This is a genomic window from Bacillus spizizenii TU-B-10 (assembly GCF_000227465.1).
Lineage (GTDB): Bacteria > Bacillota > Bacilli > Bacillales > Bacillaceae > Bacillus > Bacillus spizizenii.
Map to the genome: position 1 here is coordinate 456,604 of NC_016047.1, position 16,902 is coordinate 473,505.

The 16,902-nt window shown below is 45.9% G+C and carries 11 protein-coding genes and 2 pseudogenes; 6 read left to right on the forward strand and 7 right to left on the reverse strand.

All coding sequences use genetic code 11. The annotated features are described in order from the left end of the window. Positions 1-52: 52 nt before the first annotated feature. From GYO_RS24150 to putR, 5 genes and pseudogenes are all read left to right on the forward strand, one after another. Positions 53-835, forward strand: a complete 783-nt coding sequence (locus tag GYO_RS24150) for a nucleotidyltransferase domain-containing protein (RefSeq protein ID WP_014112589.1) — start codon at positions 53-55, stop codon at positions 833-835. A gap of 187 nt (positions 836-1,022) precedes the next feature. After that, a complete protein-coding gene (putB, locus tag GYO_RS24155; protein WP_072566805.1) occupies positions 1,023-1,934 on the forward strand; it encodes a proline dehydrogenase PutB in 912 nt (303 codons plus the stop codon). A gap of 16 nt (positions 1,935-1,950) precedes the next feature. Beyond that, positions 1,951-3,497 (forward strand): annotated as a pseudogene (gene pruA, locus GYO_RS24160) (L-glutamate gamma-semialdehyde dehydrogenase). A gap of 124 nt (positions 3,498-3,621) precedes the next feature. Next, positions 3,622-5,043 carry a sodium/proline symporter PutP gene (putP, locus tag GYO_RS24165; RefSeq protein WP_236827564.1) on the forward strand — a complete coding sequence of 474 codons (1,422 nt, stop codon included), beginning with the start codon at positions 3,622-3,624 and terminating at the stop codon, positions 5,041-5,043. A gap of 152 nt (positions 5,044-5,195) precedes the next feature. Beyond that, positions 5,196-6,431: a proline utilization transcriptional regulator PutR gene (gene putR, locus GYO_RS24170; RefSeq protein WP_003224834.1), complete on the forward strand. Its 1,236-nt coding sequence runs from the start codon at positions 5,196-5,198 to the stop codon at positions 6,429-6,431. Between the two features lie 36 nt (positions 6,432-6,467). Here putR and GYO_RS24175 read toward each other — a convergent pair whose 3' ends face one another. The 3 genes from GYO_RS24175 to GYO_RS24185 all read right to left on the reverse strand — a co-directional run bounded on the left by GYO_RS24175 (position 6,468) and on the right by GYO_RS24185 (position 9,168). Then, complete coding sequence (locus GYO_RS24175) at positions 6,468-7,325, reverse strand: TIGR03943 family putative permease subunit (protein WP_014112592.1); 858 nt, start codon at positions 7,323-7,325, stop codon at positions 6,468-6,470. A 4-nt stretch (positions 7,326-7,329) separates the two neighbouring features. After that, entirely contained in the window at positions 7,330-8,214 is an 885-nt protein-coding gene (locus GYO_RS24180) for a permease (RefSeq protein WP_072566806.1), read from the reverse strand. A 99-nt stretch (positions 8,215-8,313) separates the two neighbouring features. Next, entirely contained in the window at positions 8,314-9,168 is an 855-nt protein-coding gene (locus GYO_RS24185) for an alpha/beta fold hydrolase (RefSeq protein WP_014112594.1), read from the reverse strand. A gap of 162 nt (positions 9,169-9,330) precedes the next feature. Here GYO_RS24185 and ffoR point away from each other — a divergent pair. Further along, positions 9,331-10,340: pseudogene (gene ffoR, locus GYO_RS24190) on the forward strand (ferredoxin--NADP(+) reductase). A 27-nt stretch (positions 10,341-10,367) separates the two neighbouring features. Here the strand turns inward: ffoR and cobA are convergent. The 4 genes from cobA to nasC form a co-directional block, all read right to left on the reverse strand. Then, positions 10,368-11,819: a uroporphyrinogen-III C-methyltransferase gene (cobA, locus tag GYO_RS24195; RefSeq protein WP_080010050.1), complete on the reverse strand. Its 1,452-nt coding sequence runs from the start codon at positions 11,817-11,819 to the stop codon at positions 10,368-10,370. Between the two features lie 59 nt (positions 11,820-11,878). Beyond that, complete coding sequence (gene nirD / locus GYO_RS24200; protein ID WP_010332967.1) at positions 11,879-12,199, reverse strand: nitrite reductase small subunit NirD; 321 nt, start codon at positions 12,197-12,199, stop codon at positions 11,879-11,881. A gap of 31 nt (positions 12,200-12,230) precedes the next feature. Beyond that, positions 12,231-14,648: an NADPH-nitrite reductase gene (nasD, locus tag GYO_RS24205; protein ID WP_014112596.1), complete on the reverse strand. Its 2,418-nt coding sequence runs from the start codon at positions 14,646-14,648 to the stop codon at positions 12,231-12,233. A gap of 120 nt (positions 14,649-14,768) precedes the next feature. Next, entirely contained in the window at positions 14,769-16,901 is a 2,133-nt protein-coding gene (gene nasC / locus GYO_RS24210; RefSeq protein ID WP_014112597.1) for an assimilatory nitrate reductase catalytic subunit NasC, read from the reverse strand. Position 16,902: the final 1 nt, after the last annotated feature.

The window sequence follows — 16,902 nt, forward strand, 5'->3', positions numbered from 1 at the left end:
GGTTTTTTTTCTGCAAACTGCCGGAATGAGAACAGACTGGAGACGAATAGATATGAAACAGAGGATCATTGATGAATTAAAACGAATCGAGCAGTCATACGGAGTCAAAATCGTATATGCCGTTGAGTCAGGAAGCCGCGCATGGGGATTCCCGTCGCAGGACAGTGATTACGATGTCCGCTTTATTTATGTGCCGAAAAAGGAATGGTATTTTTCAATTGAGCAGGAGCGTGATGTCATTGAGGAACCGATTCACGATTTGCTGGATATCAGCGGCTGGGAGCTGAGAAAGACGCTGCGCCTCTTCAAAAAGTCAAACCCGCCGCTCCTTGAATGGCTGTCCTCAGACATTGTGTACTACGAAGCATTTACGACTGCAGAGCAGTTAAGAAAACTGCGGACGGAGGCATTTAAGCCTGAAGCAAGCGTGTATCACTATATCAATATGGCGAGAAGGAACGTCAAAGATTACCTTCAAGGGCAAGAGGTCAAAATCAAAAAGTATTTCTACGTGCTTCGGCCTATTTTGGCTTGCAAATGGATTGAAGAGCACGGAACGATTCCGCCAATGGATTTTACTGTTTTGATGAATGAACTTGTGACTGACCCTGAGCTGAAGGCAGAAATGGAAACCTTGCTTGAACGGAAAAGAAGAGGCGAAGAGCTTGATCTCGAAGCAAGAATTCAAGTCATTCACGAATTCATTGAAACGGAAATCGAAAGAATCATGGAAGCAGCAAAAACGCTGAAAGCAAAACAAAAGGATATGACACCTGAATTGAATCGTTTGCTTTTGAATACGGTTGAAGAAGTGTGGAAGGATGGAGGAAGCTGATGTTTTTTGTCGCTTCCTTTTCTCCTTTGTTCGACAGAATTCCCCGACTTTCTAACTATCTGATTGTGGCAAACCCACAAAAATAATCAGAATCTTTGTATTTTGAGAATATTGTGAACGTCGGTTTTGTCCATTTACAATAAACTCATACAAATACTTCTTAGATTGCGGGGTGTTGAGGTTGGAAGTGATCACAAGAGATTTTTTCTTATTTTTATCCAAAAGCGGCTTTCTCAATAAAATGGCAAAGAACTGGGGAAGCAGAGTAGCAGCGGGTAAAATTATTGGCGGGAATGATTTTAACAGTTCAATCCCGACCATTCGACAGCTGAACAGCCAAGGTTTGTCAGTTACTGTCGATCATTTAGGCGAGTTTGTGAACAGCGCCGAGGTCGCACGGGAGCGTACGGAAGAGTGCATTCAAACCATTGCAACCATTGCGGATCAGCAGCTGAACTCACACGTTTCTTTAAAAATGACGTCTTTAGGTCTGGATATAGATATGGATCTGGTGTATGAAAATATGACGAAAATCCTTCAGACGGCCGAGAAGCATAAAATCATGGTCACCATTGACATGGAAGATGAAGTCAGATGCCAGAAAACGCTTGATATTTTCAAAGATTTCAGAAGGAAATACGAGTATGTAAGCACAGTGCTGCAAGCCTATCTGTACCGGACGGAAAAAGATATTGACGATTTGGATTCTTTAAACCCGTTCCTTCGCCTTGTAAAAGGAGCTTATAAAGAATCAGAAAAAGTAGCTTACCCGGAGAAAAGCGATGTCGATGAAAATTACAAAAAAATCATCCGAAAGCAGCTCTTAAACGGTCACTATACAGCGATTGCCACACATGACGACAAAATGATCGACTATACAAAGCAGCTTGCCAAGGAAAATGGCATTGCCAATGACAAGTTTGAATTTCAGATGCTGTACGGCATGCGGTCGCAAACCCAGCTCAACCTCGTAAAAGAAGGTTATAACATGAGAGTCTACCTGCCATACGGCGAAGATTGGTACGGCTACTTTATGAGACGCCTTGCAGAACGTCCGTCAAACATTGCATTTGCTTTCAAAGGAATGACAAAGAAGTAAAAAAGGAGAGATTATCATGACAACACCTTACAAACACGAACCATTCACAAATTTCCAAGATCAAAACAACGTGGAAGCGTTTAAAAAAGCGCTTGCGACGGTAAGCGAATATTTAGGAAAAGACTATCCGCTAGTCATTAACGGCGAGAGAGTGGAAACAGAAGCGAAAATCGTTTCGATCAACCCGGCTGATAAAGAAGAAGTCGTCGGCCGAGTGTCAAAGCTTCTCAAGAGCACGCTGAGCAAGCGATTGAAGCGGCTGCGAAGGCATTCGAAGAGTGGAGATACACGTCTCCGGAAGAAAGAGCGGCTGTCCTGTTCCGCGCTGCTGCCAAAGTCCGCAGAAGAAAACATGAATTCTCCGCTTTGCTTGTAAAAGAAGCAGGAAAGCCTTGGAACGAGGCAGATGCTGATACAGCTGAAGCGATTGACTTCATGGAGTATTATGCGCGCCAAATGATCGAACTGGCAAAAGGCAAACCGGTCAACAGCCGTGAAGGCGAGAAAAACCAATATGTGTACACACCAACTGGTGTAACAGTTGTTATTCCGCCTTGGAACTTCTTGTTTGCGATCATGGCAGGAACAACAGTGGCGCCGATCGTTACTGGAAACACAGTAGTTCTAAAACCTGCGAGTGCTACACCTGTCATTGCTGCAAAATTCGTTGAGGTCCTTGAAGAGTCCGGATTGCCAAAAGGCGTAGTCAACTTTGTTCCAGGCAGCGGAGCGGAAGTCGGTGACTACCTTGTTGACCATCCAAAAACAAGCCTTATCACATTTACGGGATCAAGAGAAGTGGGTACGAGAATTTTCGAACGCGCGGCGAAGGTTCAGCCAGGCCAGCAGCACTTAAAGCGTGTTATCGCTGAAATGGGCGGTAAGGATACGGTTGTTGTCGATGAGGATGCGGACATTGAATTGGCAGCTCAATCCATCTTTACATCAGCGTTCGGCTTTGCGGGACAAAAATGTTCTGCAGGTTCACGTGCAGTAGTCCATGAAAAAGTGTATGATCAGGTATTGAAGCGTGTCATTGAAATTACAGAATCTAAAGTAACAGCAAAACCTGACAGTGCGGATGTTTATATGGGACCTGTCATTGACCAAGGTTCTTATGATAAAATTATGAGCTATATCGAGATCGGAAAACAGGAAGGGCGTTTAGTAAGCGGCGGCACTGGTGACGATTCGAAAGGATACTTCATCAAACCGACGATCTTCGCTGACCTTGATCCGAAAGCAAGACTCATGCAGGAAGAAATTTTCGGACCTGTCGTTGCATTTTCTAAAGTGTCAAACTTTGATGAAGCTTTAGAAGTCGCAAACAATACTGAATACGGTTTGACAGGCGCAGTTATCACAAACAACCGCAAGCACATTGAGCGTGCGAAACAGGAATTCCATGTCGGAAATCTGTACTTCAACCGCAACTGTACAGGCGCTATCGTCGGGTACCATCCGTTTGGCGGCTTCAAAATGTCCGGAACGGATTCAAAAGCAGGCGGACCGGATTACTTGGCACTGCACATGCAGGCTAAAACAATCAGTGAAATGTTCTAAAGCGGGACTAAATGGGCATCCTCCCTGCGGGGATGTCCATTTCATCCATATACCATAAAAAAGAGGAGGAAGTGCCATAGAAAACACACAGCTGATTATTTCGATTTGTATTTATATGGCGGGGATGCTGCTGATCGGCTACTTTGCTTACAAGCGTACGTCGAATCTGACGGATTACATGCTTGGAGGACGCTCTTTGGGTCCGGCGGTAACCGCTCTCAGTGCCGGTGCTGCCGATATGAGCGGCTGGCTGCTGATGGGGCTCCCGGGTGCCATGTTTTCAACAGGTCTGAGCGGTATTTGGATTGTGTTCGGACTTTGCCTTGGAGCATGGGCGAACTGGCTCTACGTTGCGCCTCGGCTGAGAACCTACACTGAACAAGCGGGGAATTCCATCACAATTCCCGGGTTCCTTGAGAATCGCTTCGGAGACCATTCGAAGCTGCTGAGACTGTTTTCAGGGATTGTGATTTTAGTCTTCTTCACATTTTATGTTTCGTCTGGAATGGTATCCGGCGGCGTTTTATTCAACAGTATTTTGGGGATGGAATATCATACAGGCTTGTGGGTTGTGACTGGTGTTGTTGTGGTATATACCCTGTTTGGCGGCTTTTTGGCAGTCAGCTGGACAGATTTTGTTCAGGGGATCATTATGTTTGCCGCACTCATCCTTGTTCCGATCGTTACGTTTTTCCACACGGGAGGAGCAAGTGAAACAGTTACTGAAATCCGCTCTGTTGATCCAGATATGTTTAATATTTTCAAAGGAACAAGCGTCCTTGGCATTATTTCTTTGTTTGCCTGGGGTTTGGGATACTTTGGACAGCCGCATATCATTGTGCGTTTTATGGCGATAACGTCTGTCAAAGAGATCAAAAGAGCGCGCAGAATCGGAATGGGCTGGATGATTTTGTCGGCAGTTGGCGCTGTGCTGACCGGTTTGGGCGGAATCGCTTATTACCATCAGAATGGCATGACACTGAAGGACCCTGAGACGATTTTTATTCAATTAGGGAATATTTTGTTCCATCCGATTATCACAGGTTTTCTGATTTCAGCTATTTTGGCCGCGATTATGAGTACAATTTCTTCCCAGCTGCTTGTAACATCAAGCTCTCTGGTAGAAGATTTGTATAAGTCGATGTTCAGACGCTCAGCTTCTGATAAAGAGCTGGTGTTTTTGGGCCGTATGGCTGTGCTTGTGATTTCTGTCATCGCATTATTCCTTGCTTGGGAGAAAAATAATACAATCCTTGGATTGGTAAGCTACGCTTGGGCGGGCTTCGGTGCATCATTCGGGCCGGTCGTACTGCTCAGTCTGTTTTGGAAACGAATGACCAAATGGGGGGCACTCGCCGGCATGATTGTGGGAGCAGCAACTGTAATCATTTGGGCGAATGCCGGTCTTTCGGACTTTCTGTATGAAATCATACCTGGTTTTGCTGCGAGTCTATTATCTGTCTTTATCGTCAGTGTATTGACGCAGGCTCCGTCACAAGCTGTCGAAGACCAGTTTAAAGACTACCAAGACACAATGTCACAATAAAGATCGAAAGGAGGAGGAAGGGGCTGTCCCTTTTTCCTCTTTTCTCCTTTTAAACGGCCGTTTTTTTCTTTTGGAAACAAACGTATTTTTTTCTATACAAAAAGCCCCCGTATGGATATGATTAAAGTAAAAAAAGTATAGGAGAAAAAGGTATGGAAGAGCTTTTAGAGAGAGTTTTTTCATTTTCAGATGTTGATAAGCTGATTGACTTTATCAGTTATGAACTGCAAAAACCAGTCATACTGGAAAGCGCGGATTTCTTTTTGTTAGCCTATAATTCTTACTATATTAACCATTTTGATTCTGCCAACCAGCAGACTATTTTTTCGAAAAAATGTCCTGTTCAGATTTTTGAGAGGTTTTTGAAGGACGGAATCATTGAAAAACTGAAAACCGAACCTGAGCCTTTTCGCGTCAATAAAATTGAAAGCATTGGGTTAAACCAAAGGGTAGTCGTGAGTGCGAAGCACAAAGGGGAAGTCATGGGCTACATCTGGGTTCAGGAGCTGGACCAAAATCTGACGGAAGAAGAACTCGACTTTTTGTATGAGACCTCTTTCCATGTCGGGAAAATCATTTATAAAACGAACAAGCTGAAACAGGAAAAGGAAGAAAAAGCAGAAGATCTCATCAAACGGGCGATCTATCAGCAATTTACCACTGAGAAGGAACTCAGACGGGAAGCCGAAAGAATCAACACCGTGCTGCCTTCCATGTTTTCAGTTGTCATCCTGCACGCCGCGAATGGGGATGGGGAAGCGGTTGAGGATTTAAAGGAAAATATCAGGTCGTACCTGAATTTACGGGATAAAGTCAGTCATGTCTTAACGATCGAATCAAATATTGTCATCGTCGTAGCGAGTTTTTCCCAAAAAAGCTCCGTCTCCTCGGCAGCTTCAGAATTTATTAATAAGCTGTTAACACATTTTCACTTTCAGAAAATACCTACCCCTATTTATATCGGTATCGGAAACGAATATGATCACCTTTTAAAACTCGGCAAGAGCTATACAGAAGCACTTGAAGTCATCAAAGCCGCAGAAATCACCGGCAATCAGGAAAACATTCCATATGAATATGCCAAACTCGGCATTTACCGCTATTTAGAAAGCATTGAACAGAAAAATGAATTTTTAGAATATGAGAATAAGGATTTGGCTTTATTAAAAGCGAAAGACCAAGAAAGCAGCACCGAGCTGCTTAAAACCTTGGAAATCTATCTCCTCAACAACTGCAAAACAAAACCAGCAGCAGAACAGCTGTTTATTCACCAAAATACATTGAATTACCGCATCAAACAGATTACTGAAATGACGTCGATCGATTTAAGCGATTTCAGGACACGATGCCAGCTTTATCTTGATTTGATGCTGATGAAAAAGAAATAAAAAAGAAACCAGTACTTGTACTGGTTTCGTCTTCACTTAAAATCCTCTGTAAACATACGGATCATCAGGTTTTTTAATGGTGTTCCAGTCAGTCACTTTCACAACAGGGAGAGTTGATTTGAATGGCTGATAATATTCAGAGGCCAGAGTGCCTTTTATATGAATCCATTCATCATCCTTGATGTTCATGTCCTTCGGAAACTCCACAAGCATCCCGTACACACCGGAATCAGCGATACAGTGAATGATGCCAAACCTCAACACGAACAGCTGATTTTTGTTAATCGCGTTTCCTTTGTAAGCAAATCCATGAAATTCAATCGTCCGTCCGAGAAATTCACCCGGATAGTTATAAATGGTTTCCATTCCTTTTAGGAAATCATCATCGGTCAGAGAAATCTCTTTCTTGCTGGAATACTTATTAAACAGCTGTTTCATTTGTTTGTCATAGCTGTCTTGCGCATAATAAAGGCTGGCATCAGGCCGCAAATACTGTGTTTGGGAGTAATGATCTCCGCTTTCCATCGCCTTAAACGAGAACCCTTTTGTTTTGACAATGGATGAGTCAAGCGTCGCAATCGGAAAGAAGATGCCCGACACCAAAGGAAAAAGAAAAACAAGATAAATCAAATAACGCTGATAAAATGGCTTGTTTTGTTCATGATCATGCTCGTGATCATGGCCGCACCCGCAATCATGATCATGGTGATGCCCGCCTTTTTCTGGCGACTTGATAAATACATATGCTTGAACGGCTGTCAGAATGGCCAGCAGGAAGATCGCAATAAAGGAAAGATAGGAATATTTCATATTGATATATTTTGTTAGATTTCCTGAGGCATGCAGATGGAAAAAGAAAAACGTAAATCCCATCAGCACCAATAGACGAAACATCCAATCACCCCTTTACCAGTAGTGATCCCGCTAAGACAATTACGACAATGTACGTAATCAGCAGGAAAACAAATCGTTTTTTGAAGGCCGCAAGCATCATCAATAGGTTTTTAATGTCCACCATCGCACCAAAGACGAGAAAGGCGATTAACGATCCTAATGAAAATGTGCTGCTGAAGGAAGACGCGATGAACGCATCAACTTCTGAACAAAGCGACAAGACAAACGCTAGACCCATCATCACGAGGGAAGAGGATACATCATTCTGCCCAATCGCAAGCAGAGTGGATGTTTTGACGTACGTCTGCATAGCGGCTGCGATAAAGGCGCCGATGATTAAGTATTTCCCCACGGAGAAAAATTCATCAATGGCATGACGCAAGGTCCCTCCCAGCTTTTGAAGCAGGCTATGGTGATGATGATGGTGATGTCCGGGTTCATCAGGCTTTAACAGCTGGTTATCCTTAAATTGATAGGATAAGATGATCCCAATGATCACCGAAACGGCGAGCGCCAGTCCGCCCCGGTAAAAGACAACGCTCCATCTATTCCCGAACGCAATAAAAGTAGAAAATAAAACGATAGGATTAATGATAGGCGCTGTCAGCATGAAAGCAACGCCCGCATGCAAAGGAACCCCCTTTAACAGGAGACGCCTCGTAATCGGGATAATGCCGCATTCACAGGCAGGAAATAAAACCCCGGCCAGCGCACCGAATAAAACGGCGAGAAAGCGGTTCTTCGGCATGATCCTCGCAATCATTTCTTCAGAAACAAACATTTGAATGATTCCGGAAAGTATGACGCCAATCAGAATAAACGGAATGGCTTCTATTAAAATGCTGATAAAAATAGAATTCAGCTGAAGAAAAGATGATTGTGCTGTCACAATAAAACCTCCGCTCATGGTAAGCTGCCTCTCTTATGATACCAGAAAAAAAGGCACTGCTTGTTTGACGGAGGAGGGGGAAGGATCGTTTCACTTTGTTTAGGATTCCAAAAAGCCGAGTATGACTCTATCTGTTTCAGCAGCTTCTTTCCCGAGCCAAATCAGGTGCCCCCATGAGTGAAGCAAACAGAGAACAGCGTCAGGAATATGTTCTTTTGCATAATGTGCATGTGACTTGTCGATAAACCCATCATAAACACTTTGCATAATCAGTACGGGGCATGAGATGGCCTGCAGCTCTTTTGAAGAGATAGCGGCTGTTTGTGACAAGTCAAGCAGAAATCCTTCACCTGAGCGCTGCCGGCTGTTCATTTTCCGAAATGCTTCTATGTCTTTTTCATCCATCAGGGACTTGATCCGCTGAAACGAAAGTGTGCTGAATTGCGGGCTCATGGCTTGAAACATGAAACGCGGGAAGGCGTTATTCAGATGAGAAACCAGCTTCCATATCCACTTTTCCACCGGCGGGCGGAAGAGGATTCTCCCCATTTTATATTCAGTATCTTTGGGGGTGAGCCATTCCTTGGTGACCGCGGATTGCAGGGTTAGAGTGTTTACCCTTTCCGGATAATGTGAGGCAAAGCATATGCCGCTCGGCCCTCCTGCTGAGATGGCCACCACATGGACACTGTCGATTTGTAAATGATCTAATAACTTCACATAGAAACGGCAGGCGTCGGCAAGACTTTTTCCAATCTCTTTTGACGTTCGTCCATAGCCGGGCCTTGAAGGCGTGATAATGGAATACCCATGCTCAATCAGCGCCGTGTACCCGAATTCCTCGTAACAATTTGAATGCCCGCCATGCATGACAAAAATGGGGGCTCCCTTGCCTGTTACAGAATATTCTAGTGTATGTCCTTCGATAGTGATCATTTCGACTCGTCTTTTCATCTGTTTCTCCCATTTGTTTTCTGCCTATTATAGAGTTTTCAACAATTTACCACAAGGAGAAGAAATGAATAAACAAAGGCTCGGGAAATATGATATACTTTGTATTGATATTCATTCTCAATTAAAGTGGTTTTGATATAGATGTGAACGGAGGCAGGACGGATGGCTGAGAATCAAGAGATATATGACGTTACGATTATAGGCGGGGGGCCGATCGGGCTGTTTACGGCTTTTTACTGCGGGATGCGGGAGCTGAAAACGAAAGTAATCGAATTTTTGCCACGGCTCGGAGGGAAGGTGTCTTTATTCTTCCTAAGAAAATCATTCGCGATATTGGCGGAATACCGGGGATTGCGGGAAAACAGCTGATCGAGCAGCTGAAGGAGCAGGCGGCGACGTTTGATCCTGACATCGTGCTGAATCAGCGAGTGACCGGATTTGAACGCTTGGAAGACGGCACCATTGTGCTGACAGGTTCTGAAGGAGAAAAGCATTATACACGTACCGTGATTTTAGCTGTCGGCATGGGAACGCTTGAGGTCAATGAGTTTGACAGTGAGGATGCGACCCGGTATGCGGGCAAAAACCTTCATTATGGAGTGGAGAAGCTTGATGCGTTTAAAGGGAAGCGGGTCGTGATATCAGGCGGCGGTGATACTGCGGTCGATTGGGCCAATGAGCTGGAACCGATTGCGGCGTCTGTGACTGTCGTTCACCGGCGCGAGGAATTCGGTGGAATGGAAAGCAGCGTGACGAAGATGAAGCAATCATCGGTGCGGGTGCTCACTCCTTATCGTCTGGGGCAGCTGAGCGGCGATGAAGAGCGCATCCAGAGTGTGACTGTTTGTCATACTGCGTCTGGCCAGAGGGAAGACATAGAGGTTGACGAGCTGATCATTAATCATGGGTTCAAAATTGATCTCGGACCGATGAAGGAGTGGGGGCTTGAGATTGAAGAAGGCAGGGTGAAAGCTGACAGACATATGCGGACGAATCTTCCGGGTGTGTTTGTGGCGGGTGACGCGGCTTTTTATGAAAGTAAACTGAGATTGATTGCCGGCGGCTTTACGGAAGGGCCGACAGCGGTCAACAGCGCAAAGGCTTATTTGGACCCTAAGGCCGAAAATATGGCGATGTATTCAACCCATCACAAAAAATTGGTGCATAAATAAAACAGCCCTTAAAGAGGGCTGCCGCAATCAGCTATGAAGAAGCTTTTTTTCCGCCTGTTGATTTTGAATAAAAGCCAACAATTCATCCTGCTTTTGGACCGCTGTGAATCCATAAGCGCCGGCAACTGAGTCATCGCCTATGCAGACGATGGGAGGTCGGCTTGCTGCGGGTTCCGGCGAAATGCCAATTTGTTCGCCTGTGCTGATCAATTGCTGAACGGACGGTTTGCTCGGGCATACAATCATGTGCAGCGGAGATTCACTGATGGTTCGCTGAATCATGTGGGTGAACCGATCATCTATGACGTTTTCATGGGTGATATAAAACGAACAGGAGTCATGCTTCTGCATGTTTTCCACTGTATGCCGGCTCCCGACAACAAGACGTTTTTCTGAATCAGGCTGAATGGCGGAGACGAGAAAACCCCGTTTTTCAACCTCCGTCTTTGCTTGCTCAGATGCTGCACTCAGTCGGGCTGTCAGCTGGCGGATGTCGATTTTCTTGGAAGCCAGCGCTTGGAAAAATTCACAAACTGCATGGCGCGATGTGAAAAAAATGTCTTCAAAGGTGCCGATCTTTCGAAGAATCTCTTCATTGACAGGCATGCTCTCAGTCCGCCATTTCGGCCATTCGATGACATCAGCACCGGAGGCACGCAGCTTGTCTGCAAGCGGATCTTCATCTTCGCCATGAGTGACAACCATCAAGTGCTGGCCGATGAGTGGTTTGCTTTCAAACCAGCTGTGTGTTTGAAAATTGACGATATCTCCGATGACGATAATCGCAGGGTTTGTGATCTGGTGTTCCTGTACTTTTTGCTGAATGTTCTCTAGCGATCCTTTCACACTCCGCTGGCGGCCCCACGTACCCCATTGGACCACAATGACAGGGACAGAAGGCGATTTTCCGTATGCGATGAGCTGCTGGCAAATATAAGATAAATTCTTGACGCCCATGTAAAAGACTAGGGTTTGAACGCTTCGGGCAAGCCCTTCCCAGTCGAGATTCGGCGTGCCTTTTAATGATGTATCATGCGCAGTAATCATGGCAAAAGACGATGCGAAATCCCGATGCGTAACGGGGATGCCCGCATATAGCGGCGCTGCAATTCCGGAAGTGATCCCCGGCACCATTTCATAACGGATGCCGTGCTCATGGAGAGCATCTGCTTCCTCGCCGACTCTGCCGAATACACTTGGATCTCCGCCTTTTAAACGGACGACGGTTAACCCCTTTGATGCTTTTTCAACCAGCAGGGCATTGATTTCTCTTTGTTTCATAAAATGGCGGTCTGGCAGTTTTCCACAATAAATAAACTGGCAGTCCGGTGATGCGAATTCGAGGAGCTTCGGGTTGGCGAGCCGGTCATATAAAATAACATCTGCTTCCTCCAGCGCCTGTTTTCCTTTGATGGTGAGCAGTCCTGGATCTCCGGGGCCCGCTCCCACGAAATATACGATTCCGTTCTTCATGATCATGTCATCCTTCCGTCACTGTAAAAAATGAAGGATCACTTAAAAGTGATCCGGTCTTTTGATCAATATACGAGATAAACATGTTCTCCCTCGATCAGCGTTTCGTATGTTTTGACGCATCCGTGATCTGGTTCTTGGACGATTCCGTCTTCTAAGGAGATTTTCCAATCGTGCATCGGGCAGAAAACATATTCTCCGCTGACGATCCCTTCTGCCAGGACGCCGCCCTTATGCGGACAGCGGTTTTCGATGGCGCGGATGCTTCCGTTTGAAAGCTTGAAAACTGCGAGCTCCTTATCTTCAATATACACTGTTTTGCCTAATTGTTCAGGCAATTCTTCAATTTTTCCGATACATACTTTTGTTACGTCTTTGTTTACCATGTCCATTCCTCCTTAATGTTTGTTTTTGTCATTACGATGTGGTTACGACATTTTCAAATAACTCTTTAGAGGTTTGTTTATTATCCAAAAAGCCCTTCCACGGATCCTTGTGGACAGAGAGTGTTTCATTCATTCGGTCGTTCAGCTCCTGCCGTTTTTCCGGATCATTTAACACGGATTGGACATGGGATAAACCGACGCGCTCAAGCCAAGCGGAAGTACGCTCCAGATAGTTCGCGGTTTCCCGGTAATATTGCAGGTAAGCGCCTGCGTATTCTAAGACTTCTTCATTTGTTTTCACCTTCATCAGCAAATCACCGGCACGTAAATGAGTTCCGCCGTTTCCGCCGACATAAAGCTCCCAGCCTCCGTCAATGCCGACAACGCCAAGGTCCTTAATGCCGGATTCCGCACAGTTCCGCGGGCAGGCAGACACGGCCATTTTCACTTTATGAGGCGTGTTCAGCCCTTCGAATTTTTTCTCAAGCGCAATGCCCAGTGCCATGGAGTCTTGGGTGCCGAAGCGGCAGAATTGCTCGCCTACGCATGTTTTTACTGTGCGCAGTGTCTTTCCGTACGCGTAGCCTGACGGCATATCAAGATCTTCCCATACCTTCGGAAGGTCTTCTTTTTTCACGCCGATGAGATCAATTCGCTGACCGCCAGTCATTTTAACGAGCGGGATCTCATATTTGTCGACGACATCTGCGATCTTGCGCAAATCTGTGGAGTTGGTCACGCCTCCGTACATCCGAGGCACGACTGAATATGTTCCGTCTTTTTGAATATTGGCGTGCATTCGTTCGTTAACAAAGCGGGATGTCCGGTCATCCTCGTATTTGGTTGGATTGATCATGCCTAAGTAGTAGTTCAGGGCCGGCCGGCATTTTGAACAGCCTTCTGGCGTTTTCCAGCCGAGCACGTTCATGATTTCTCTTGTATGTGACAGCCCTTTGGCTTTGATTTCTTCTACGACTTCATCTCTCGACAATGTGGTACAGCCGCAAATCGCTTCTTTTTGCGCTGAAGCATCAAAGTCTGATCCGAGCGTATGCTGGAGGATTTCTTCTACGAGCGGCTTACAGCCTCCGCATGAGCGGGATGCACCGGTGCATGCTTTGATCTCGTCTGTTGACGAGCAGCCTTTTTCCTGTATGGCTTGAATAATCACACCTTTTGACACGCCGTTACAGCCGCAGATGATTTCATCGTCGCTCATCGCTGCGGTAATGCTTGTGCCTGCTTCTTGGTTGAGAGGCTGTAAGATTGATATTTTAGAGGTTTCAGTGATATCGGCTTCTTTTTGAATCATAGAAAACAGGCGATTGCCCTCGCTGCTGTCGCCGAATAAAACAGCACCGACAATTTGATTGCCTCTCAGGACGATTTTTTTATAGATGCCGTCCTGTTCATCGAAAACCTTAATTGCTTTTTTCTCATCTGATTCGTTAAAGTCACCGGCAGAGAAGACCTCGACGCCTGATACTTTTAACTGAGTGGAGAGAACGGAGCCTTCATACGGTTTTGTTTCGATGCCGCAAATATGCTTCGCCAGCACTTTTGCCTGTTCATAGAGCGGCGCCACGAGCCCGTATGCGATTCCGCGGTGCTCAGCGCATTCGCCGACCGCATAAATGTGCGGGATTTCAGTTTGCATATAATCGTTGACAATGATTCCTCGGTTGACCGAAATGCCGCTTTCTGCGCCAAGCTGTGTATTCGGGCGGATGCCGACAGCCATGACGACTAAATCAGCTTCAATACTTGTTCCGTCTTTGAAGCGGACGCCTTCGACGCGGTCATCACCGACAATTTCTTCGGTTTGCTTTTCAAGTAAAAAGGTCATTCCTTGTTTTTCTAACTCGTTTTGCAGCAGGCGTCCTGCCGTTGCATCAAGCTGGCGTTCCATCAGGAATGGGGCGAGGTGGATGACGGACACGTCCATGCCGAGATTCAACAGTCCGCGTGCGGCTTCCAAACCAAGCAGGCCTCCGCCGATGACGGCTGCTTTTTTATATTGTTTTGACGCGGCAAGCATCGTGTCTGTATCTTTTATGTCCCGGAAAGCTGTGACGCCTTTTTTGTCTGCGCCCGGAATCGGAAGGATAAAAGGGACAGAGCCTGTCGCCAGGATCAATTCGTCGTAAGGCTGGATTCTGTCTGCATCTGTGATGATGGTTTTGTTTTCCGTGTCCACTTTGATAACTGTTTCATTTGTATATAATTGAATATGGTTTTCTTCGTACCAGTCCCAATCGTTTAACGTAATATCTTTAATATCTGTATCGCCTTGAAGCACTTTTGACAAAAGGATTCGGTTGTAGTTGGGATGCGGTTCGGCACCGAAAATTGTGATCTGAAACTCGTCTTTTGCAACACTCAGTATCTCTTCAATGGCCCTTACCCCGGCCATTCCATTTCCAACAAGAACTAGCTGTTTTTTTCCCATCAGATGATCCGCTCCTTATCAATGTTTTTTCCAGCGTAGCACAGCAAAAAGGAATATTTAAGATACATGTTATAAAATGTAACAAAATATACGAAAAGTTCTAAAAATTTTATGAAAAATTTAAATAGGTCTGATTCGGACGGCGCATACCTTAAAACCGGGCATTTTGCAGGCTGGATCTAAGGCTTCGCCGATTAAATCATTCACATTTTGAGCATCTGCCCAGTGGATAGGAACAAAAACGGTGTCTTTTCTGATTTGTTCTGATAATTTGCTGCGGACGGTGATGCTTCCCCGCGGCGATTCTATTTTTACGAGAACACGGTCTTCAATATGGAAGGACGCCGCTGTTTGCGGGTGGATTTCCATAAAAGATTCAAAGTGTCTCGCGGTAAGGGCGGCGCTTTTTCTCGTTTGGACGCCTGTTAAGTAATGAGACATGACTCGGCCTGTCGTTAAATACAGCGGATAATCGGCTGTCGGCTTCTCTTTTGGAACAGCCGGTTCGTTTGGGATCACACTTAATGCTGCTTTTTGATCCGGATGTGCAAATGAGTCTGTAAACAAGCGCTCGGTTCCGGGATGATCAGGTTCTGGACACGGCCAGTGAATGCCGCCTTCATGTCTGAGCCTGTCGTATGTGATGCCTGAATAATCAGCAATCCCGCCTCGGCTTGCTTCTCTCAATTCATTAAAAATATCCTCTGCTGACGTGTAAGAAAAATAACGGCCCTTCCCGAGAGCGGATGCGATCTCACAAATGATCTGCCAATCATGCTTTGCCTCACCGGGACACGGCCTGCTTGCTTCTCTTAATGTCACGCGGCCTTCGACATTTGTCATGGTGCCCTCATCTTCTAAATAAGAGGAGGCGGGCAAAATCACATCAGCGTATTTCGCAGTCTCAGAAATAAACAAATCGATCGCGACAAAGAATGTCAGTTTCCTCAGAGCTTTTTTCACGAGATTTGCATTTGGGCTGGAGACAGCGGGATTTGAGCACATGAGGAACAGCCCTTTGATGTCACCGTCATTGATTTTTTCCATCATTTCATAAGCTGAGACACCTTTTCGCGGCAAATCATCCTGATGGATTCCCCACACTTTCGCAATATGCGACCGATGTTCTTCATTTTCAATAGAACGGTAGCCCGGGAGCTGATCGGCTTTTTGGCCGTGCTCTCTGGCGCCTTGCCCGTTGCCTTGTCCGGTGATCGCCCCATAGCCCGAATAAGGTTTGCCGATTTTTCCTGTGATGAGCACCATGTTTAAGAAGCCTTTCACAGCCGCTGTTCCATCGGTTTGCTGTTCAATCCCGCGGGCTGTAAACAGCATGCCGGATGTTTCCTTGGCAAACTTCACAGCGGCTTTTCGCATGTGCGCCAGCGGAACACTCGTCTGTTCGGAGATATCATTCAAGCTCAACGCGTCAGTATGCTGTTTCAACTCTGCGAATCCATTTGTTCGTGATCGAATGAAATCTTCGTTTACGAGCTGTTCGTCGATCATGATTTTGACGAGAGCGTTGGCAAGGGCGGCGTCTGTGCCGGGTTTGATTTTCAGATGAAGATCGGCGATTTTCGTTGTCGCTGTTTCGCGCGGATCAATGGCAATGATGTAAGCACCGTTTTCTTTCGCTTTTTCAAAATACGGCATAATTGTAGGCTGGCATTCAGCAATATTGGTGCCGGCCAGAATGATCACACGGGTGTGGGGAATGTCTGATAAGGGATTCGTTAAGCCTCTGTCCGCGCCGAATGTTTGGTTGGCTGCGGTTGCTGCGGCGGACATACAAAGTCTCCCGTTGTAGTCGATGTATTTTGTCTGTAAGCCCACCCGCGCGAATTTCCCTAACAAATACGCCTCTTCATTCGTAATCGAGGCGCTTCCGTATACAGCCATGGCGTCATGGCCGTATTCTTGTTGAATCATAGTCACTTGGTCTTTGATATGCTTCAGTGCTTCTTCCCAGGAAACAGGCATAAATTCACCGTTTTTCTTCAGCAGCGGCCGGGTGATGCGGGAGGAGTTCAGGGCATGCTGGTGAGCGTTCATACCCTTCATGCATAATCGGCCCTGTGTCGTAGGATTATCAATCCCGATCGCTGTGTACTTTTTGCGTGTGACGATGGTTTGTTCCACGAGCTGCATTTTGCACTGCATGCTGCAAAACGGGCATTGGGTGTCATACGTTTTTTCTGATTGGATGTCTTGCTGTTTATCACGGAAATATCTAAGCAGTCGTTCAGTCAAA